The sequence below is a fragment of the Actinophytocola sp. genome, assembly GCF_009379765.1.
Lineage (GTDB): Bacteria > Actinomycetota > Actinomycetes > Mycobacteriales > Pseudonocardiaceae > Actinophytocola.
In genome coordinates this window covers 23,392-46,816 of record NZ_WHTD01000033.1, presented here as the reverse complement: position 1 = coordinate 46,816, position 23,425 = coordinate 23,392, and the positions used below count along the sequence as shown (strand labels likewise).

Here is a 23,425-nt window from a genome sequence, read left to right as displayed (position 1 = left end):
GGGCGATAGGGCCCGCCCTGTTTGACTTTCTCTGATGGCCGAGGTGGAGGGGAGAACATGGCTACTTCCTCCGAGCAGCTCGTGGCCGCGCTACGGGAGTCGCTCAAGGAGAACGAGCGGCTCTGGCAGCACAACCAGCAGCTGATCGCCGAGTCCAACGAGCCGATCGCGATCGTCGGAATGGCGTGCCGGCTGCCGGGCGGTGTGCGTTCGCCGGAGGATCTGTGGGAGCTCGTCGCCTCCGGCGGGGACGGCATCTGCGACTTTCCCACCGACCGCGGCTGGGACGTCGAGAAGCTGTTCGACCCCGACCCCGCCGCACCTGGCAAGTCCTACGTCCGCCGGGGCGGCTTCCTCACCGACGCCGCCGGGTTCGACGCCGAGTTCTTCGGCATCTCCCCGCGCGAGGCGCTGGCCACCGACCCCCAGCAGCGGCTGCTCCTCGAGGCGTCGTGGGAGGCGCTGGAGTACGCCGGCATCGACCCGAACACCTTGCGCGGCAGCAGGACCGGCGTGTTCGCCGGCGTGATGTACCACGACTACGCCAGCGGGTTCGCCACCTACCCGGAGGAGCTCGAGGGCCTCGTCGGCACGGGCCACGCGGGCAGCGTCGCGTCCGGCCGGGTCGCCTACGTGCTGGGCCTCGAGGGTCCGGCGGTCACCGTGGACACGGCGTGCTCGTCGTCGCTCGTGGCGCTGCACCTCGCGGTCCGCGCGATCCGCGCGGGTGACTGCGACCTGGCGCTGGCCGGTGGCGTGACCGTGATGTCCACGCCGGAGGCGTTCACCGAGTTCTCCCGGCAGCGCGGGCTGGCCCCCGACGCTCACTGCAAGTCGTTCGCCGCGTCGGCGGACGGCAGCGGCTGGAGCGAGGGTGTGGGCATGCTGCTGGTCGAGCGGCTGTCCGAGGCGCGGCGACGCGGGCACCGCGTGCTGGCCGTGGTTCGCGGCTCGGCGGTCAACCAGGACGGCGCGTCCAACGGCCTCACCGCGCCCAACGGCCCGGCGCAGCAGCGGGTCATCCGCGCGGCGCTGGACAACGCCGACCTTTCACCGTCCGATGTGGACGCCGTGGAGGCGCACGGCACCGGGACCTCGCTGGGCGACCCGATCGAGGCGCAGGCGCTGCTCGCCACCTACGGCAGGGACCGCGGTGCCGGTGACCCGCTGTGGCTGGGCTCGATCAAGTCGAACATCGGCCACACCCAGGCCGCCGCCGGCGTCGCCGGCGTGATCAAGATGGTGCAGGCCATGCGCAACGGCCGGCTCCCGCGGACGCTGCACGTCGACGAGCCGACGCCGAAGGTCGACTGGGACACCGGCGCGGTGTCGTTGCTTCTCGAGCCGCGTGAGTGGCCGCGGGGCGAGGAGCCGCGCAGGGCGGCGGTGTCGTCGTTCGGCATCAGCGGCACCAACTCGCACGTGATCCTGGAGGAGGCCCCTCCGGTCGAGCCGGGCGCGCCGGGATCGGTGTCGCTGCCGGCGGTGCCGTGGGTGCTGTCCGCGCGCTCCGACGCAGCGCTCACCGAGCAGGCCGCGCGGCTCGCGTCCCACGTCTCCGCCGACCCGTCACTGTCCGCTGTGGACACCGGCTTCTCGCTCGCCACGACCCGCGCGGGGCTCGACCGGCGCGCGGTCGTCCTGGGTGCCGACCGCTCCGAGCTGCTCGCGGGCGTGTCCGCGCTGGCGGCCGGTGAGGCGGCGCCGAACGTGGTGCGTGGCTCCGTGTCGGCCGGCCGGCTCGGTGTGCTGTTCACCGGGCAGGGCGCGCAACGCGCCGGCATGGGTGGGGCGCTGTACGAGGCGTTCCCGGTGTTCGCGGCATCGATCGACGAGACGTGGGGGCACTTCTCGCACGACCTCCCGCTGTGGGACGTGCCGCAGGACGAGCTGAACCGGACCGGCCTCGCGCAGCCGGCGCTGTTCGCCATCGAGGTCGCGCTGTACCGGCTCCTCCAGTGGTGGGGCGTCGAGCCCGAGGTGGTGGCGGGTCACTCGATCGGTGAGCTGGCCGCCGCTCACGTCGCCGGCGTCTGGTCGCTCGCCGACGCCTGCAGGGTCGTGGCGGCCCGCGGTCGTCTGATGCAGGCCTTGCCGAGTGGTGGAGCGATGCTCTCGGTTCGGATCAGTGAGTCGGAAGTAGAGCTCCCGAACGACAGGGTGAGCATCGCCGCGGTCAATGGCCCTAGCTCTCTGGTCGTATCGGGTGACACAAACGAGATCAGTGCTCTCGAAGCGGACTGGGTGTCTCAAGGGCGCAAGGTGAAGCGGCTGAGCGTGTCGCACGCGTTCCACTCGCCGCTGATGGAGCCGATGCTCGACGAGTTCCGCGCCGTCCTGGAGACCGTTGAGTTCAACGCGCCGCGGATCCCGGTCGTCTCGAACCTCACGGGTGAGCTGGCGGAGCCGACCTCGCCGGACTACTGGGTGCGGCACGTGCGCGAGGCCGTCCGGTTCGCCGACGGCGTCGGCACGCTCGTCGCCGACGGGGTGACCACGTTCCTGGAGCTGGGACCCGACGCGGTCCTGTCCGGCATGGGCGCCGACTGCGTCGCGGCGCTGCCGGACGCCGACGAGCTCGTCTTCGTGCCGGCGATGCGTCGCGACCACGACGAGGTGGCTACGCTCCTGCGCGCGGTCGCCGCCCTGCACACCCGCGGCATCAGTCCCGAGTGGACAAAGGTATTCGTCGACGCGCGGCGGGTCGACCTGCCCCGCTACGCCTTCCAGCACCGGCACTACTGGCTGGCCGCCCCCGCCGACGCGGGCGACATCGGCGCGGTCGGCCTGGCCGCGACCGGCCACCCGCTGGCCGGCGCGGCGGTCGACCTGCCCGAGTCGGGTGGCCTCGTGCTCACCGGCAGGCTGTCGCTGCGCACGCACCCGTGGCTCGCCGACCACGCGGTGGCCGGCACGGTGCTGGTGCCGGGCGCGGCGCTGGTGGAGCTGGCTGTGCGAGCCGGCGACCAGGTCGGCTGCCCGCGGGTCGACGAGCTCACGCTGGCCGCGCCGCTGGTCGTGCCCGCGGCGGGCGATGTGTGGTTGCGGCTCACCGTCGGGGCACCCGAGGCGGACGGCCGGCGCTCGGTGGCATTGCACTCGCGGCCGGCCGAGGGCACCTGGACCCAGCACGCCACCGGTGTCGTCTCCGACTCGGCGGCCACCCCGGCCGCGCTCACGGAGTGGCCGCCGGCCGGTGCCGCTCGGGTCGAGGTCGACAACGCCGCACTCGCCGAGGCCGGCTTCGACTACGGGCCGATGTTCCAGGGGCTGCGTCGGGTGTGGACCCGAGGCGCCGAGGTGTTCGCCGAGGTCGAGCTGCCCGAGGCAGGCCACGGGGACGCGGACCGGTTCGGCCTGCACCCCGCGCTGCTGGACGCCGCCCTGCACGCCGCGCTGGTCGCCGGTGCCGAGCCCGCGCTGCCGTTCGAGTGGCGTGGCTTCTCCTTGCACGCCAGCGGGGCGACCGCCCTGCGGGTGCGCCTCGCCGGTGGCAAGGTGGAGCTGTTCGACACCGCGGGCGCCCCGGTGGCGACCGTCGAGTCGCTCGTCACCCGCCCGGTCGACCTCGCCGCCCTGCGGGCCTCGCCCGAGTCGCAGTGGCTCTTCGGTCTGGAGTGGACACCGGTTTCCGCCGCCCCGGCCGACATCGTGACGTTCGGCGGTGACCTGGCCCCCGTCGAGGCCGCCCCGGTCGTCGCCTACGAGCTGCCCGCGTTCGCCGGCGTCGCGGAGGCGACGCACCGGGTGCTCGCGATCATCCAGGAGTGGCTGGCCGAGCCGAGGTTCGCCGAGTCCCGCCTGGTGTTCGTCACGCACGGCGCGGTGGCGACCGATGGCGGCGATGTGACCGACCTGCCCGGCGCGGCCGTGTGGGGCCTGGTCCGCTCCGCGCAGGCCGAGCACCCGGGCCGCTTCGCGCTCACCGACACCGACGGCCCCCTGCTCGTCGCGCCGGACGAACCCCAGCTCGCCGTGCGCGACGGGCAGGGCCTCGTGCCCCGCCTGGTCCGCCGGCCCGGCACCGGTGACCGCCCCGCGATCGACGGACCCGTACTCGTCACCGGCGGCACCGGTGGCCTGGGCGCGGCGGTCGCTCGCCATCTGGTCACCGAGCACGGCGTCGAGAAGCTCGTGCTCGTCAGCAGGCGCGGGCCGGACGCGCCCGGCGCCACCGAGCTGGCCGAGGAGCTGACCGGGCTCGGCGCGGACGTCACCGTCGCCGCCTGCGACGCTGCCGACCGGGACCAGCTGGCCGCGCTGCTCGCCGAGCACCCGGTGACCGGCGTGGTCCACGCGGCCGGGGTGCTCGCCGACGGCATGGTCGAGTCGCTGACCCCCGAACGGTTCGACGAGGTGCTGCGGGCCAAGGTCGACGCCGCGGTGAACCTGCACGAGCTCGCCGGCGACGCCGGGTTGTTCGTCCTGTTCTCCTCCGCGTCCGGGGTCATCGGCACCGCCGGGCAGGCCAACTACGCGGCCGCCAACTCCTTCCTCGACGCGCTCGCCCAGCACCGCCGGGCCACCGGCCGCGCCGCAACGTCGCTCGCGTGGGGTCTGTGGGCCAGTGGCATGGGGGCGGGGCTCGACGCCCGCTCCGGCGCCCTTCCGCTGTCCACATCGGAGGGTCTGGCGCTGCTGGACACCGCGATCGCGAGCGGTGCCGCGCTGACCGTCCCGATCAAGCTCGACCTGCCGGCCCTGCGCACGGCCGCCCGCACCGCACCGGTCGCGCCGGTGCTGCGCGGCCTGGTCCGGGTGCGCCGCACGGCCGGCGCCACGGCCGGGGAGACCGGGCTGCGGTCGCGGCTCGCCGGGCTGCCCGAGGCCGACCAGGACCAGCTGCTGCTGGAGCTGGTGTCCGGACAGGTCGCGACCGTGCTCGGGCACGGCGACCCGGCGGCGATCACGCCCGGCCGGGCGTTCACCGAGCTGGGCTTCGACTCGCTGACCGCGGTGGAGCTGCGCAACCAGCTGAACGCCGCCACGGGCCTGCGATTACCGGCGACGCTCGTCTTCGACTACCCGACGCCCCGCGCGCTGGCCCGGCATCTGCGGGCCGACCTGGTCGGCGCCTCCGCATCGTCCACTGTGGACACGGTGGCGCCGGCGGCCGCACCGGACGAGCCGATCGCGATCGTCGGCATGGCCTGCCGCTACCCGGGCGGGGTCGGCTCGCCGGAGGAGCTGTGGCGGCTGGTCGCCGACGGCGTCGACGGCATCACCCCGTTCCCCACCGACCGCGGCTGGGACACCGACCTGTACGACCCGGACCCCGAGCGACCGGGCAAGTCCTACGTGCGCGACGGCGGCTTCCTGCACGACGCGGCCGCGTTCGACCCGGAGTTCTTCGGTATCTCCCCGCGCGAGGCGCTGGCGATGGACCCCCAGCAGCGGCTGCTGCTGGAGATCTCGTGGGAGGCGTTCGAGCGGGCCGGCATCGACCCGACCTCGTTGCGGGAGAGCAGGACCGGCGTGTTCGCCGGCGCCATGTACCACGACTACGGCACCGGGATCGCCACCGCGCCCGAGGACATCGAGGGCTTCGTCGCCACCGGCACCGCGGGCAGCGTCGTGTCCGGCCGGGTGTCCTACGCGTTCGGCCTGGAAGGCCCCGCGGTCACCGTCGACACCGCCTGCTCGTCGTCGCTGGTGGCTCTGCACTGGGCGGCGCAGGCGCTGCGGACCGGCGACTGCGGTCTCGCGCTCGCCGGCGGCGTGACCGTGATGGCGAGCCCCGACTCCTACATCGGTTTCTCCCGCCAGCGCGGGCTCGCGCCCGACGGGCGGTGCAAGGCGTTCGCCGGGTCGGCGGACGGCACCGCGTGGTCCGAGGGTGTCGGCATGCTCGTGCTGGAGCGGCTGTCCGACGCGCAACGCAACGGCCGCCGCATCCTCGCGGTGATCCGCGGTTCCGCGGTGAACCAGGACGGCGCGTCCAACGGGCTCACCGCGCCGAACGGCCCGTCGCAGCAACGCGTGATCCGCGCGGCACTCGCCAACGCCGGTCTGTCCCCGTCCGATGTGGACGCTGTGGAGGCGCACGGCACCGGGACGTCGCTCGGTGACCCGATCGAGGCGCAGGCGCTGCTGGCGACCTACGGCCAGGACCGGGACCGGCCGCTGTGGCTGGGTTCGCTGAAGTCCAACATCGGCCACGCCCAGGCGGCGGCCGGGGTCGGCGGGATCATCAAGATGGTGCAGGCGATGCGGCACGGCGTGCTGCCGCGAACCCTGCACGTCGACGAGCCGTCGCCGAAGGTCGACTGGTCGGCCGGCGCGGTGTCCCTGCTCACCGAGCCGCGGGACTGGCCGCGTGGCGCCACGCCACGGCGGGCCGCGGTGTCGTCGTTCGGTTTCAGCGGCACCAACTCCCACGTGATCGTCGAGGAAGCCCCACCCGCCGTCGAGGCGCCCGACGGCATCGCCCCGCCGGTGGTGCCGTGGGTCCTCTCGGCCCGCACGCCGGCCGCGCTCGCCGACCAGGCCGCCCGGCTGCGGGGCCACGACGGCTCGCCTGCCGACATCGGCTACTCGCTGGCGACGACGCGGGCGGCACTGCCTCAGCGGGCGGTCGTGCTGGGGGCCGACCGCGACTCGCTGCTCGCCGGCCTCGACGCGCTGGCCACGGGCGCCCCGTCCGCCGACGTCGTCACCGGCGAGGTCTCTTCGGGTCGGTTGGCGGTGTTGTTCACCGGTCAGGGGTCGCAGCGGGTGGGCATGGGCCGCGACCTGTACGAGCGGTTCCCGGTGTTCGCGGCTGCGTTCGACGAGGTGTGCGGTGAGCTGTCGCTGGACGTGTGGGGGCTGTCCGAGGAGGAGTTGGATCGGACGGGCAACACCCAGCCGGCGTTGTTCGCGGTCGAGGTGGCGTTGTTCCGGCTGGTCGAGTCGTGGGGTGTCCGGCCGGACTTCCTGGCGGGTCATTCGATCGGTGAGCTGGCCGCCGCTCACGTGAGCGGGGTGTGGTCGCTCGAGGACGCCTGCAAGGTCGTCTCCGCGCGCGGTCGGTTGATGCAGGCGTTGCCGAGTGGTGGAGCGATGCTTTCGGTTCGGATCGCTGAACCGGAGCTGGAGCTGCCGAGCGATCGGGTGAGTATTGCTGCTGTCAACGGCCCCAGCTCTCTGGTCGTGTCGGGTGACGCGGACGAGATCGGTGCTCTCGAAGCGGAGTGGGTGTCGCAGGGGCGGAAGGTGAAGCGGCTGAGCGTGTCGCATGCGTTCCACTCGCCGTTGATGGAGCCGATGCTCGACGACTTCCGTGCGGTGTTGGAGTCGGTCGAGTTCGGCGAGCCGAGCATTCCGATCGTCTCGAACGTGACCGGGGAGGTCACCTCGCCGACGACCGCGGAGTACTGGGTGCGGCATGTGCGGGAGGCGGTGCGGTTCGCCGACGGGATCACCACCTTGTGCGCGCAGGGGGTGACGACGTTCCTCGAGCTGGGGCCGGACGCGGTGTTGTGTGGGATGGGCGCGGAGTCGGCTGAGGACGCGGTGTTCGTGCCGGCGTTGCGGCGCAACCAGGACGAGGTCGCCACGCTGATGAAGGCGCTCGCCGGTCTGCACGTGCGCGGGGTCAGTCCGGTGTGGACGACCGTCTTCCCTGGCGCGGCGACCGTCGAGCTGCCCACCTACGCCTTCCAGCACGAGTCGTACTGGCTCGCCGCCGGCACCGGCGTTGTCGATGCCGCGGGGCTCGGCCAGACGGCCACCGAGCATCCGCTGGTCGGCGCCGCCGTCACGCTCGCCGGGGCCGACACGACCGTGCTCACCGGCCGGCTCGCGCTGGCCACCCACCCGTGGCTCGCCGACCACGCCGTCGGCGGCACGGTCATCGTGCCCGGCGCCGCGTTCGTCGAGCTGGCGATCCGCGCGGGCGACGAGGTCGGCTGCCATCACCTCGACGAGCTGACCCTGCACGCGCCGCTGGTCCTCACCGGCACCGTGCACGTCCAGGTCACCGTGCGGGACGGTGCCGTGTCCGTCCACTCGCGACCCGAGCGGGGCACCGAGTGGACCCGGCACGCCAGTGGCACCCTCACCGCCGAGGCGCCCGCCGGCAGCGGTCTCGCCGACTGGCCGCCCAACGCCGAGCCGCTCGACGTCGAGGACTTCTACGACCGGCTCGACGGGTTCGGCTACGGCCCGACCTTCCAGGGCCTGCGCCGCGCCTGGCGCGACGGGGACGACACCTATGCCGAGGTCGAGCTTCCCGAGTCGATCGACGCGGGTGGGTTCGGCATCCACCCGGCCCTGCTCGACGCGGCCCTGCACGGCCTCCTCGTCGAGGAGACCGGTCCGGCCCGGCTGCCGTTCTCCTGGACCGGGGTCACCCTGCACGCCACCGGCGCCACCGCCGCCCGCGTCCGGCTCACCCGCACCGGCGAGGACGGCGTCCGCGTCCTGCTCGCCGACCCGGCCGGCGCGCCGCTGGCCGAGGTGGCCACGCTGGTCGCCCGGCCGGTGGAGCTGGCCTCGCTCAACGCATCCGGCGCCGAGCGAAACCTGTTCGGTCTGGAGTGGACACCCGCACCCGTGTCCGTTGTCGAGCCGGCCGGCGAGTGGGTCGTGCTCGGCACCAACACGCTCGGCCTCACCGCCGACTGCCACCCGGACCCGGCCACCCTGGTCGAGTCGCTCGATGCCGACCCCGCGCCCAGCATCGTGATCCACCCCGTCCCGGTCACCCACGAGTCGGACCTCGCCTGCGCGGTGCGGAAAGCCACGCACGACACGCTCGCGCTCGTCCAGGCCTGGCTCGCCCAGGAGCGCCTGGAGGGCTCGCGCCTGGTGTTCGTCACCCGCGGCGCGGTGACCACCGATCCCGACACCGCCCCGGACCTGCCCGGTGCCGCGGTATGGGGCCTGGTCCGCTCGGCGCAGTCCGAGCACCCGAACCGGTTCGTGCTGCTGGACATCGAGCCGGCCGCCGAGCACGTCGGCCAGGCGCTGGCCGCGGCGATCACCGAGCACGCCCACGAGCCGCAGGTCGCCGTCCGCGACGGCCGCGTCCTCGTTCCTCGACTGTCCCGAGTGGACTCCGTCGACGCGCACCCCGCGATCACCGGCACCGTCCTGGTCACCGGCGGCACCGGTGGGCTGGGCGCGACCGTGGCCCGGCATCTGGTGGCCGCGCACGGCGTCGAGAAGCTGCTGCTGGTCAGCCGGCGCGGGCCCGACTCGCCCGGAGCCGGCGAGCTGGTCGCCGAGCTGACGAACGGCGGCGCCCGGGTCACCGTGGCCGCGTGCGACGTGGCCGACCGGGACCAGCTCGCCGCGCTGCTCGCCGAGCACCCGGTCGCCGGCGTCGTGCACTCGGCCGGAGTGCTGGCCGACGGCGTGATCGAGTCGCTCACCCCGGAGCGGGTCGACACCGTGCTGCGGCCCAAGGTCGACGCCGCCGCCAACCTGCACGAACTGGTCGGTGACGCCGAGCTGTTCGTGCTCTTCTCCAGTGCCGCAGGCGTCCTCGGCAACCCCGGGCAGGCCAACTACGCGGCCGCCAACTCCTTCCTCGACGCGCTCGCCCAGCACCGCAGGGCGTCCGGCCGGCCGGCCGTGTCGCTCGCCTGGGGCCTGTGGGCCGGCGGTATGGGGCATGAGCTGGCCGGCGCCGACCTCGCCCGCATCAACCGCGGCGGCGCGCACCCACTGTCCACGGCGGAAGGCCTGGCCCTGTTCGACGCGGCGCTCGGGGGCGCGGCGGTGGCCGTGCCGATCAAGCTGGACATGCCGGCGCTACAGGCCAACGCCAAAGCGGGCGCGGTGCCGGCGGTGCTGCGTGGCCTGGTCCGCGGCCGCCGAACGGCGAGCGCGGCGACCACCGGCCGGTCCGACGTGCTGCGTGCCAAGCTCGCCGAACTGTCCGAAGCGGACCGTGAGCAGGCGCTGCTCGACCTGGTGACCGGCGAGGTCGCGGCGGTACTCGGGCACGGCGGCGCCGGCGCGATCACGCCGGCCAGGGCGTTCACCGAGCTGGGCTTCGACTCGCTCACCGCGGTCGAGCTGCGCAACCGGCTGGGCGGGGTCAGCGGGCTGCGACTGCCGGCCACGTTGATCTTCGACTACCCGACACCCAAGGCGCTCGCCGCGTACCTGCGTGCCGAGCTCGTCGACGACCAGCCGGTCAGGGTCCCCGTGACCGAACAGATCGCCCGGCTGGAGGCGTCGCTCGCGGCGGCCGACCCGGCTGACACCGACGGCACCGAGATCACCGTCCGGTTGCGACTCCTGCTGAACAAGTGGACGGACCGCACCCGGTCCGGCGAGGACGACGACGACCTCGACTCGGCCACCGCGGACACCATCTTCGACCTGCTCGACGACGAGCTCAAGGCATCGTGACCCGCCGCAAGGGAGTGACAGACGTGGCGAACGAAGAGAAGTACCTCGAATACCTCAAGCGAGTGACGGCGGACCTTCGGGAGACCCGCCGGCTCCTGCGCGAGGTCGAGGAGCGGGAGAGCGAGCCGATCGCGATCGTGGGCATGGCGTGCCGGTACCCGGGCGGTGCGAACTCGCCGGACGAGCTGTGGCAGCTGGTCGTGGACGGCGTGGACGGCGTGTCGCCGTTCCCCACCGACCGCGGCTGGGACCTGGACAACCTCTACGACCCGGACCCGGACCGGCCACGCAAGTCCTACCTGCGGCACGGCGGGTTCCTCGACGACGTCGCCGGGTTCGACGCGCGGTTCTTCGGCATCCCGCCGCGGGAGGCGCTGGCGATGGACCCGCAGCAGCGGCTGCTCCTGGAGGCGTCCTGGGAGGCGTTCGAGCGGGCCGGGATCGACCCGACCTCGTTGCGGGAGACCAGGACCGGCGTGTTCGCCGGCCTGATGTACCAGGGTTACCTGCCGGGCCTGTCGACCGCGCCGGAGGACGTCGAGGGGTTCGTCGCCACCGGCACCGCGGGCAGCGTCCTGTCCGGCCGGGTGTCCTATGTGCTCGGTCTGGAGGGGCCGGCGGTCACCATCGACACCGCGTGCTCGTCGTCGCTCGTCGCGATCCACAACGCCGTGCAGGCCATCCGGTCCGGCGACTGCACGCTGGCGCTGGCCGGCGGCGTGACCGTGATGTCCAGCCCGGACCCCTACGTCGGCTTCTCCCGCCAGCGCGGGCTCGCGCCCGACGGCCGGTGCAAGTCGTTCGCCGCCTCCGCCGACGGCACCGCATGGGCCGAGGGCGTCGGCATGCTGCTGCTGGAGCGACTGTCCGACGCGCGCCGAAACGGCCGGCGCGCCCTCGCGGTGGTGCGCGGTTCCGCGGTGAACCAGGACGGCGCGTCCAACGGGCTCACCGCGCCGAACGGGCCGTCGCAGCAGCGGGTGATCACTGCCGCGCTCGCGAACGCCGGGCTCGCGGCGTCCGATGTGGACGTCGTCGAGGCGCACGGCACCGGGACCGCGCTCGGCGACCCGATCGAGGCGCAGGCCCTGCTCGCCACCTACGGCACGGATCGCGACGAGCCGCTGTGGCTCGGGTCGGTCAAGTCGAACATCGGCCACACGCAGGCCGCGGCGGGGGTGGCCGGCGTGATCAAGATGATCCAGGCGATGCGGCACTCGCACCTGCCGCGCACGCTGCACGCCGAGGAGCCGTCGCCGAAGGTCGACTGGTCGTCGGGTGCGGTCGAGCTGCTGACCGAGCCGCGCGACTGGCCACGAAACGGCCATCCGCGCCGCGCCGGCGTGTCCTCGTTCGGGTTCAGCGGCACCAACGCGCACGTGCTGATCGAGGAGCCGCCGGCGGACGACGAGTCGGAGCCCGCCCCGGCGGAGGCCGCCGTGCCGGTCGTGCCGTGGGTGCTGTCGGCGAAGACCGGCGACGCGCTGACCGCCCAGGCAGCGCGGCTCGCGGCCCACGTGGCGGCGCGGCCCACGCTCGACCCCGCCTCGGTGGGGCTCTCGCTGGCCACGACCCGGGCGGGGCTGGACCACCGGGCGGTCGTACTCGGCGCTTCCCGCGAGGAGCTGCTGGCCGGTGTCGAGGCGTTGGCCCATGGCGAGGGCAACTCGGTGCGCGGCACGGTGGCCGGCGGCAAGCTGGCGGTGCTGTTCACCGGCCAGGGCTCGCAACGCGTCAACATGGGCCGAGCGCTGCACGAGCGTTTTCCGGTGTTCGCCGCGGCGGTCGACGAGGTGTGGAAGCACTTCTCCTTCGACCGGCCGATCTGGGACGTGTCCGAGGAGGACCTGAACCGGACCGGTCTCGCGCAGCCGGCGTTGTTCGCGGTCGAGGTGGCGTTGTATCGCCTGTTCGAGTCGTGGGGCATCATCCCGGACCTGCTGGCGGGTCATTCGATCGGTGAGCTGGCCGCTGCCCAGGTCAGTGGTGTGTGGTCGCTGGCGGATGCCTGTCGGGTGGTTGCCGCGCGGGGTCGGTTGATGCAGGCGTTGCCGAGTGGTGGAGCGATGCTCTCGGTTCGGATCGCTGAACCGGAGCTGGAGCTGCCGAGCGATCGGGTGAGTATTGCCGCTGTCAACGGCCCCAGCTCTCTGGTCGTGTCGGGTGACGCGGACGAGATCGGCGCTCTCGAAGCGGAGTGGGTGTCGCAGGGGCGGAAGGTGAAGCGGCTGAGCGTGTCGCATGCGTTCCACTCGCCGTTGATGGAGCCGATGCTCGACGACTTCCGGGCCGTGCTGGAGACGGTCGAGTTCCACGAGCCGAGTATTCCGATCGTGTCGAACCTGACCGGAGAGCCGGCGTCGCCGACCTCACCGGACTACTGGGTGCGGCATGTGCGGGAGTCGGTGCGGTTCGCCGACGGGATCACCACCTTGTGTGCGCAGGGGGTGACGACGTTCCTCGAGCTGGGGCCGGACGCGGTCCTCTCCGGCATGGGCGCCGACTGTGTCGACGGGGCCGTGTTCGTGCCGTCCCAGCGGCGCAACCAGGACGAGGTCACCATCGTCACCAAGGCGCTGGCGCAGCTGCACACCCGCGGCTTCAGTCCGGAGTGGACGGCCGTCTTCCCTGGCGCGGCGACCGTCGAGCTGCCCACCTACGCGTTCCAGCACGAGCGGTTCTGGCTCGTCGCGAACATGGGCTACGCCGACGCCACCGGGCTCGGCCAGGCCGCCGCCGGGCATCCGCTGCTCGGTGCCACGGTCGACCTGCCCGACTCGGGCGGTTGGGTGTTCACCGGCCGGATCTCGCTGCTGACCCACCCGTGGCTCGCCGACCACGCCGTCGCCGACACCGTGCTCGTGCCCGGCGCCGCGCTCGTCGAGCTGGCGGTGCGGGCCGCCGACCAGATCGACGCCGCCGGGGTCGAGGAGCTCATGCTGCACGCCCCGCTGGTGGTCCCCGACCACGGCAGTACGTGGCTGCGACTCGCCGTCGGAGCGTCCGATGAGGACGGTCGGTGCCCGGTGACCATCCACTCCCGACCCGAGCACGGCGCCGACTGGACCCGGCACGCGAGCGGCACGCTCGCCTCCGGCGAACCCGGCGACGCGTTCGACCTGACCGAGTGGCCCCCCGCGGGCGCCGAGCCGGTCGACGTCGCCGACCTGTACGACGACCTGCTCGCCGCCGGGTTCGGCTACGGCCCGACGTTCCAGGGTCTCCGGCGCGCGTGGACGCGCGACGGCGAGGTGTTCACCGAGCTGGAGCTGGACGAGGCCGGTCACGGCGACGCCACCCGGTTCGGCGTGCACCCGGCGTTGCTGGACGCGGCGCTGCACGGCATGTTCGTCGGTGGTGCGGGCAAACCTGGTGACAGCGCCGAGGTTCGGCTGCCGTTCGCGTGGAGCGGGGTCACCCTGCACGCGACCGGCGCCACCGCGGCCCGGGTCCGGCTCACCCCGACCGGCGACGGCGTGCGGATCCAGGTGGCCGACTCGGCCGGCAGCCCGGTCGTCTCGGTGCGTTCGCTGGTCCTCCGCCCGATCGAGTTGGCCGCGCTGCAGGCCGCCGCAGGCAAGGAGGAGCAGCGCCCGCTGTTCGGTCTGGAGTGGACGGCCGGGCCGAGGCCCACCCAGACGGACGCGACCGGGGTGAAGGTGCACCGGCTCGTGGAGAGCGACGTCCGGAAAGCGCTCCACGGGACCCTCGCGCTGCTGCAGCGGTGGATCGCCGAGCCAGGCGAGACCCGGCTGGTGATCGTCACCAGCGGCGCGGTCGCCCCGGAGAACGGAGGCGACGGTGACGTCACCGACCTCGCCGGCGCCGCCGTCTGGGGCCTGGTCCGCTCCGCGCAGGCCGAGCACCCGGACCGGTTCGCCCTGCTGGATGTCGACACCGACGACTCCATCGCGTCCGCGCTCGCGGCCACCGCCGACGAACCGCAGCTCGCGGTCCGCGACGGCCGGCTCCTGGTCCCGCGCCTCACCCGCGCGGAATGCCCTGAACGCGTCGTTGGAGACGGTGAACGTCCCGAGCGCGTCGTTCAGGGCACGGTCCTGGTCACCGGGGGGACCGGTGGGCTGGGCGCGACCGTGGCCAAGCATCTCGTCACCGCGCACGGCGTTGAGAAGCTGCTGCTGGTCAGCCGCCGCGGCCCCGCCGCGCCCGGGGTCGACGCGCTGGTCGCGGAGCTGACGGAGCTCGGTGCCGAAGCGACCGTCGCCGCGTGCGACGTCGCCGACCGGGAGCAGCTCGCCGCGTTGCTGGCGTCCCACCAGGTCGACGGGGTCGTGCACTCGGCCGGTGTGCTGGACGACGGGCTCGTCGAGTCCATGACGCCCGACCGGATCGACACCGTGCTGCGGGCCAAGGTCGACGCGGCGACCAACCTGCACGACCTCCTGCCGGACGCGAGGCTGTTCGTGCTCTTCTCGAGTGCGGCCGGCATCCTCGGCAACCCCGGCCAGGCCAACTACGCCGCGGCCAACTCCTACCTCGACGCCCTCGCCCGGCACCGGCACGCCACCGGCAAGCCCGCCGTGTCGATCGCCTGGGGCCTGTGGGCGAGCGGCATGGGTGACGAGCTGGACGACGCCGACCGAGCCCGGCTCGCCCGCACCGGCGCCACCCCACTGTCCACAGAGGAAGGGCTGGCGCTGTTCGACATCGCGATCGGGTCTACCCGACCGGTGCTCGTCCCGATCAAGTTCGACCTCCCGACGCTGGCGGCCAACGCGAAGACCACGCCGCTGCCGCCCGTGCTCAGCTGGCTGGTCCGCGCCCGCCGCGCAGCCCGCAGCCAGCGCGCCGGCCAGGCCGACGCGCTGCGCCAGAAGCTCGCCGGAATGCCCGTGGCGGAACAGGAACGCGAGCTGCTGGAGCTGGTCGCCACCAACGTCGCGACGGTCCTCGGGCACGCCGGCACCGGCTCGATCACCCCGGACCGCGCGTTCACCGAGCTGGGCTTCGACTCGCTCACCGCGGTCGAGCTGCGCAACCGGCTGAACGCGATCACCGGCCAGCACCTGCCGGCCACGATGGTCTTCGACTACCCGACTCCCGGCGCGCTCACGAAGTTCCTGCTCGCCGAGTTGGTCGGCGGCGGCTCGCCCGAGTCGGTCGCCGGCTCGCTCATCGGCGAGCTCGACCGGGTCGAGACGGCACTGCGCGGCATCGAGCCCGGCGACGAGGCCCGCGACCGCGTGGTCACCCGGCTGCGGGCGCTGCTCGTCGCCGCCACCGAGGCCGGTCCGGGCGGCGAGGACAGCGACACCGAGGTGCTGGAGCGCCTGCAGACCTCCAGCAACGACGAGCTCTTCGACTTCATCGACAACCTCGGAATCTGATTCCGAACGCAAGGAGATGGGTGGGTTTCCGTGGGAGACGTCGACAAGCTCCGGGACTACTTGACCAAGGTGACCGGTGAGCTGACCCGGACCAGGAACAAGCTGCGCGATGTCGAGGAGCGGGGCGCCGAGCCGATCGCGATCGTCGGCATCGGCTGCCGGTACCCGGGCGGGGTGAGCTCGCCGGAGGACCTGTGGCGGCTCGTCGCCGGCGGAACCGACGGCATCACCGCGTTCCCGGACGACCGCGGCTGGCGTCACGACGAGCTGTACGACCCGGACCCCGACAAGGCCGGCAAGTCCTACGTCTGGGAGGGCGGCTTCCTCGACGCGGCGGCCGACTTCGACGCGGAGTTCTTCGGCATCAGCCCGCGCGAGGCCGCCGCGATGGACCCCCAGCAGCGGTTGCTCCTCGAGACCACGTGGGAGGCGCTCGAGTACGCCGGCATCGACCCCACCTCGTTGCGCGGCAGCAGGACCGGCGTGTTCGTGGGCCACATGAACCAGGACTACGGCTTGGAGCTGCGGGCCGGCTCGGTGGAGTACGAGGGCTTCATCGGCACCGGCACCCAGGCCAGTGTCGCGTCCGGCCGGCTGTCCTATGTGTTCGGTCTGGAAGGGCCGGCGGTCACCGTCGACACCGCGTGCTCGTCCTCGCTCGTCGCGCTGCACCTCGCCTCCCACTCCCTGCGGCAGCGGGAATGCTCGCTCGCGATCGCCGGCGGCTCGACCGTCATCGCCGGGGCCGGCGTGTTCGTCGAGTTCTCTCGCCAGCGCGGCCTGTCCCGCGACGGCCGATGCCGCGCGTTCGCGTCCTCCGCCGAGGGCACCGGCTGGGGCGAGGGCGCGGGCGTGCTGCTGCTGGAGCGGCTGTCCGACGCGATCGCCAACGGGCACGAGGTGATGGCCGTCGTTCGCGGCTCGGCGCTCAACCAGGACGGCGCCTCCAACGGCCTCACCGCTCCCAACGGTCCCTCGCAGCAGCGGGTGATCCGCGCCGCGCTCGCCAACGCCCGGCTGTCCACAACGGACATCGACGTGGTCGAGGCGCACGGGACGGCCACCACGCTCGGCGACCCGATCGAGGCGCAGGCGCTGCTCTCCACCTACGGCAACGAGCGCACCGCCGATCGGCCGCTGTGGCTCGGCTCGGTCAAGTCCAACATCGGCCACACCCAGGCCGCAGCCGGGGTGGCCGGCGTGATCAAGATGGCGATGGCCATCCGCGCCGGGCTGCTGCCGAAGACCCTGCACGTCGACGAGCCGTCGCAGCAGGTCGACTGGACCAGCGGCACGGTCCGGCTGCTCACCGAGGCGAAGGACTGGCCGGCCGACCGTCCGCGCCGCGCCGGGATCTCCGCGTTCGGCTTCAGCGGCACCAACGCGCACGTGATCCTTGAGGAGTACCAGCCAGAACCCGCCGAGTCGCCCGCGCCGCCGGCCGTCACGGCCGCGCCGTGGCTGCTGTCCGGCAGGACCGCCGCGGCACTCCGCGCCCAGGCCGCGCGGCTGCACGAGCACCTCACCGCGCACCCCGAGCTGGACCCGCTCGACGTCGCCGGCACCCTCGCGGTCAGCCGCGCCGCGCTGGAGCACCGCGCGGTGGTCACCGACGGGCTCGCCGGCCTGGCCGCACTCGCCGCGGGCGAGGTCGCCGGTGCCGTCGTGCTCGGCAAGCCAACGGACATCGACACCGACGTCCTGCCCACCGACCCGTTCGCGCTCGCGGAGCTGTGGTTGCGAGGCGTCCCCGTGGCCTGGGCACCGGTGTTCACCGGCACGAGGCGGGTGCCGCTGCCGACCTACGCGTTCCAGCGCAAGCCCTACTGGATCATCGGCGACGGCAGCAAACCCGTGTCCGATGTGGACGCATGGCGCTACCGGGAGAGCTGGGTGCCGGTCGAGACCACCCCGGCAACGGGTGACTGGGTGATCGTGGCGCCCGACGGCGGGCACCCGCTGGTGGCCGCCGTCGAGGAGGCGCTGACCGCGCGCGGGCTGAGCACCCGCACCGTGTCCGAAGTAGACGGCACGGTCACCGCCGACGGCATCCTGTCGCTGCTCGCCCTCGACGAGGCCGACGGCTTGGCCCGGACCCTCGAACTGGTGCGGGCACTCGATACCGTCAACGTGCCGCTGTGGTGCCTCACCCAGGGCGCCGCCGGACCGGACGGGGTCACCTCCCCGGCGCGGGCCGCGGTGTGGGGCCTCGGCCGGGTCGTCGGCCTCGAGCACCCGCAGCGCTGGGGCGGCCTGGTCGACATCGACACCGCCGACTCCGTGGGGCTGCTGGCCGACGTGCTGGGCGGCCGCGAGGACCAGGTCGCGATCCGTGCCGGTGCCGTCGTCGCCCGCCGCCTCGTGCACGCCGACCCGGCCACCGACGTTCCACAGTGGACCCCGCGGGGCACGGTCCTCGTCACCGGTGGCACCGGCGGCATCGGCGCCGCGGTCGCGAAGTGGCTCGCCGACAACGGTGCCGAGCACCTCGTGCTCCTGTCCCGCCGCGGCGCGGACGCTCCCGGGGTCGACGAGCTGACCGCGGACCTCACCGAGCGCGGCGCCCGCGTCACGGTCGCCGCCTGCGATGTCGCCGACCGGGACGCGCTGGCCGACGTCCTCGAAGGGATCCGCGACCTCACCGCCGTGCTGCACGCGGCAGGCGTCCCGCAGCTGACCATGCTCGCCGACACCACCCGGGACGAGCTGGCCACGGTCATGACCGCCAAGGCGGCGGGCGCGGCCAACCTCGACGCGCTCCTCGGCGACCGGGACCTCGACGCGTTCGTGCTGTTCTCCTCCATCGCCTCGACGTGGGGGAGCGGCAGCCAGGGCGCCTACGCCGCGGCCAACGCCTACCTCGACGGCCTGGCGCGCCGACGCCGCGCGCAAGGCCGCAAGGCCACGTCCGTCGCATGGGGACTGTGGGGCGAGGTCGGCATGGGCTCCGGCGAGGTCGCCGCGCAGTTCGGCGACCTTGGCCTGCGCGCCATGCCGCCGGACCTCGCCATCGAGGCGCTGCGCCGCGCGGTCGAGCGGGACGAGACCTGCCTGACCGTCGCCGACATGGCGTGGTCGACGTTCGTGCCCCGGTTCACCGCGCTACGCCCGAGCCCGCTGCTCGACGCGCTGCCCGAGGTCGCCGCCCTCGCCAAGGACGACGCGCCGAAGGCCGACACGAGCGCGCTGGTCGCCGAGCTGCTTGAGCTGTCCGACGCCGAGCAGGAGCAGCTGCTGCTCGACCTCGTGCTCACCCACACCGGCCAGGTGCTCGGGCTCGGCGAGGGCGAGACCGTCGAGCCCGCGAAGGCGTTCAAGGACCTCGGCTTCTACTCGCTCACCGCGGTCGAGCTGCGCAACCGGCTCGCCGCGGCCACCGGCCTGGACCTCGCGCCCACGCTGATCTTCGACCAGCCGACGCCCGCGCTGCTCGCCGAGTACCTGCGGGCCGAGCTCCTCACGATCCGGCACGAGGTCGTAGTCGGCACGCCACTCGTGGCCGGCACGCCGGTCCGCGCCGACGAGCCGATCGCGGTCGTCGGCATGGGCTGCCGGTTCCCCGGCGGCGGCACCGACCCGCGGAAGTACTGGGACGCGCTGCTCGCCGGCACCGACGCGGTCACCGAGGTGCCGCCGGACCGCTGGGACGCCGGCGTGTTCTACGACGACGACCGCGACGCGGCCGGCAAGTCCTACACCCGCAAGGGCGCGTTCCTCGACGACATCGCCGGCTGGGACAACACGTTCTTCGGCATGTCCCCGCTGGAGGCCCGCAGGCTCGACCCGCAGCACCGGCTGCTGATGGAGCTGGTGTGGGAGGCGCTGGAGGACGCCGGCATCGCGCCGGACACGTTGCGCGGCAGCCGAACCGGGGTGTTCCTCGGGCTCGTCGACTCGCTGCAGTACATGAACCGGCAGATCGAGGCCGAGGGCGACAACTGCATCAACGACCCGTACTTCGGCCTCGGCGGCTCGCCGAGCGCCGCAGCGGGCCGGATCGCCTACCACCTCGACCTGCGCGGCCCGGCGTTCACCGTGGACACCGCGTGCTCGTCCTCCTTGGTGGCCACGCATCTCGCGGTGCAGAGCCTGCGCCGCGGCGAGTGCGACCTGGCGCTCGTGTGCGCCAGCTCCGCGACGATGCACCCGGACCTGTTCGTGCAGACCTGCAAGATGGGCATGCTCGCCGCGGACGGTCGGGTCAAGGCGTTCGACGAGACCGCGGACGGGTTCGTCATCGGTGAGGGCGGTGGCGTCGTCGTCCTGCAACGGGTCGCCGACGCCACCTCGACCGGCCGCCGCGAGCACGCGCGCATCCGCGGCTCCGCCCTGTCCCAGGACGGGCAGAGCAACGGACTGACCGCGCCCAACCGGGCCGCGCAGCTCACCGTCGTGCGGGCCGCGCTCGCCGACGCCGGCCTGACCCCGGACGACATCGGCTACCTGGAGGCGCACGGCTCGGGCACCGAGCTGGGCGACACCATCGAGTTCTCCGTGCTGCGCGAGGTGTTCGGCGAGCGGCAGGCACCCGACCCGCTGATGGTCGGCGCGGTCAAGACCAACATCGGCCACCTGCTCGCCGCCGCCGGCATGGCCGGGCTGATCAAGGCCGTGCACGCGGTGAAGCACGGCGAGCTGCCGCCGAACCTGCACATGACCAACCCCAACTCGGTGGTCACCCTCGACGGCACGGTGCGCCCGTTGCAGGCACGCCAACCGTTCCCCGGTACCGGCGCGCCGAACCGGGCCGGCATCAGCTCGTTCGGCTGGTCCGGCACCAACGCGCACGTGATCGTCGAGCAGCCGCCACCGGCCGGCGAGCCCGCGCCGGCGCAGAACCAGCAGCTGGTCGCGGTGTCGGCCGCCGGGCCGACGAGCCTGCGCCAGTCCTCCGACCGGCTCGCCGACCACCTCGATGCTCACCCGGAGCTGGCGCCGGCCGATGTCGCTTACACGACCCAGACCGGCCGCGGCTCGCTCGACCTGCGCCGCACGGTCGTGGGCGTGGACCTGGCCGAGATCGTGCGGAAGCTGCGTGCGGAAGCCGAGCCCACCCCGGTGACGGTCACCAACCAGCGGGTCGGCGTGCTGCTGCCGGACGCCGGCGAGCTGTGGCCCGGCCTGGCCGACGGGCTGTACCGGACCGAGCCCGCGTTCCGCGCCGCCGCCGACGAGTGTGCCGCGGTGATCGGCGAGCACGGCATCGCGATGTCCGACCGGGTCAGCGTGTTCGTCGTCGAGTACGCGCTCGTCGCGTTGCTGCGGCAGTGGGGCCTCGGGCCGTCCGCGGTGCTGGGACAGGGGACCGGCCGGCTCGTCGCCGAATGCGTGGCCGAGGTCTACGAGCTGCCGGACGCGCTGCGGCTCGCGGCCGGGGACCCGCTCCCGGAAGGCGCACGCGAGTCCACGCCACGGTTCCCCGTCCTCGACGGCACCCCGGACGGCCTCACGGCACTGGCCCGTCAGGTCGGTGTGCTGGTCGAGGCGGGCCCGGGCCGGGTTCTCACGGCGCTCGCCGAGGAGCACGTCCCGCAGCTGCCCGCGGTCGCGGTCCTGCCGGAGCCGGGCTCCGGCAGCACGGACGAGCGGGTCACCTGGCTCACCGCGCTCGGCACGCTGTGGGAGCGCGGCATGCCGGTGAACTGGGCCGCGGGCCATCCCGAGCCGCGCCGCCCCGCCACCCTGCCCACGTACCCGTTCCAGCGCACCAGGTTCTGGCCCGACGCGCCGACCTCCCCGCGCGACGCGTGCGCGGTGCCGCAACAGCGCGGCGCATCGGTGGACCAGCCGGCCAAGCGCGCGATTCGTTGCCACACCCCGAGCTGGCAGCGCGACGACGCGCACGCGCCGGCCGTCCCGGCCGCACCCGGCACGCTGGTCGTGTTCGCCGAGCGGCAGGGGATGGGAGCCGAGCTCGTCGAGCTGGCCACCGCGGCGGGCCACGAGGTCCACCTCGTCGAGCCGGGCCCGGCGTTCGACCCCGCCGAGCCGGAGCACTACAAGAAGCTGATCACCGACCTCGCCAGGACGGACAAGCCGCTGCGGATCGTGCACGCCTACGGGCTCAAGGAGTCCACTCGGGACACCGAGGCGACGCTCGAGTCGAGCTTCTACAGCCCGCTGTGGCTCGCCAAAGCGCTCGGCCAGGTGGTGTCCACCCGCTCGGTCGAGCTGGTCGCCGTGGTGTCGGAGGCCTTCGACGTGCTCGGCGGTGACATCGCCAACCCGCTGTCGGCCACCGTGCTCGGCGTCTGCAACTCGCTGACCAGCGAGCTGCCCCGCATCCAGGTCCGGTGCGTGGACATCGAGTCGAACGCCACCGCCGCACAGCGCGCGGACCGGGTGCTGCGGGAGGTCGAGCTGCTCGCCGCCACCCCGGCCACCGCGCCCGCGCCTGCCGAGACCGAGATCCAGGTCGTCGCCTGGCGCCGTGACCGCCGCTGGCTGCGAACCTTCGAGGAGGTCGAGCTGCCCGCCGTCGACGACCGGCAGGTGTGGCGGCCGGGCGGTACATACCTGATCACCGGTGGCACCGGCGGTCTCGGGCTGATCCTGGCCAGGCGGCTCGCCCCGCTCGGCGTGAAGCTCGCGCTCGTCGGGCGCACCGAGCTGCCGCCGGCGGACCAGTGGGCCGACCACCTCGCCGTGCACGGGCCCGGCGAGAAGGTCGCCAACATCCTGCTGGCCGTCAAGGGGCTGCGCGCCGCGGGTGCGGAGGTCCTGCCGATCGCCGCCGACATCACCGATCCCGACCAGGTCAAGCGGGTCTTCCACACGGTCCGCGAGAATTTCGGCGAGCTGCACGGCGTCGTGCACTGCGCGGGTGTCCCCGGCTCGGGCCTGATGCAGACGAAGACCAGGGACGCCGCGGCCACCGTGCTGGCGCCCAAGATCGCCGGCACGCTCGCGATCGCCGACGCGCTGCGCGCCGACCCGCCGGAGCTGCTCGCGCTCTACTCGTCCTCGGCCGCGGTCATCGGCGGGTTCGGCGAGAGCGACTACGGCGCGGCCAACGCGTTCCTCGACGCGTTCGCCGCCGCCGAGACCGGTGTCGTCGCGAAGCGCGTGGTGTCCGCCGCGTGGGCGGCGTGGGTGCAGGACAGCTGGCAGGCCGACACCCTCGCCAACGACGTCGTGCTGGCCCGCGCCCGCGAGTACCGCGACGAGTTCGGGCTCACCGACGACGAGGGCACCGACACGCTGAACCGGGTCCTGGCGGCCGGTTCGCCACACGTCCTGGTGATGACCAAGCCGATGCGCGAGCTCGCGTCCGACCTGGTCCGGCTGACCTCCGCGGACGGGATCCTCGACGAGCCGCAAACCGGCGGACCGAAGTACCCGCGCCCGGAGCTGCGGGTGCCCTACCTCGCGCCGCGCGGAAAGACCGAGAAACGGGTCGCCGCGGTGTGGCAGGACTACCTCGGCATCGAGGAGGTCGGCGTGCACGACCCGTTCTTCGAGCTGGGCGGCACGTCGCTCGTCGGCATCGCGGTGGTCAACCGGCTCGGCAAGGAGTTCGGCCTCGAGCTGGCCGCCGCGAGCCTGTTCGAGCGGCCCACCGTCGGCCAGTTCGCCGAGCTCCTCGCCGAGCTCGACCCCAGCAACGCAAGCGACTCCACCGGACCCACGACCGCGGCCGCGGCGACCACCAGCGCCGAACGCGGGGAACGCCGCCGCGCCCGTAGCGGCGCGACGGCCATGCGAGCCAGGAAGACACGAAGGTGAGGCAGGCG

General features: G+C 73.6%; 3 protein-coding genes. All 3 read left to right on the top strand.

Annotated features, from left to right (window positions below; genetic code table 11):
- Window positions 1–57 precede the first annotated feature (57 nt).
- From GEV28_RS12890 to GEV28_RS12880, 3 genes are read left to right on the top strand one after another with little or no spacing between them, the layout of a single operon-like run.
- A complete protein-coding gene (locus GEV28_RS12890) occupies window positions 58–10,344 on the top strand; it encodes a type I polyketide synthase (RefSeq protein ID WP_291412004.1) in 10,287 nt (3,428 codons plus the stop codon).
- 23 nt (window positions 10,345–10,367) lie between these two features.
- Complete coding sequence (locus GEV28_RS12885; RefSeq protein WP_291412002.1) at window positions 10,368–15,692, top strand: type I polyketide synthase; 5,325 nt, start codon at window positions 10,368–10,370, stop codon at window positions 15,690–15,692.
- Window positions 15,693–15,722: 30 nt separating this feature from the next.
- Window positions 15,723–23,417 (top strand): SDR family NAD(P)-dependent oxidoreductase, encoded by a 7,695-nt coding sequence (locus GEV28_RS12880; RefSeq protein ID WP_291412000.1) that lies wholly within the window; start codon window positions 15,723–15,725, stop codon window positions 23,415–23,417.
- Window positions 23,418–23,425 lie beyond the last annotated feature (8 nt).

Bases quoted from the DNA above. Each gene is read 5' to 3' on its own strand.
- GEV28_RS12890 (WP_291412004.1), top strand. From the start codon at position 58: ATGGCTACTTCCTCCGAGCAGCTCGTGGCCGCGCTACGGGAGTCGCTC.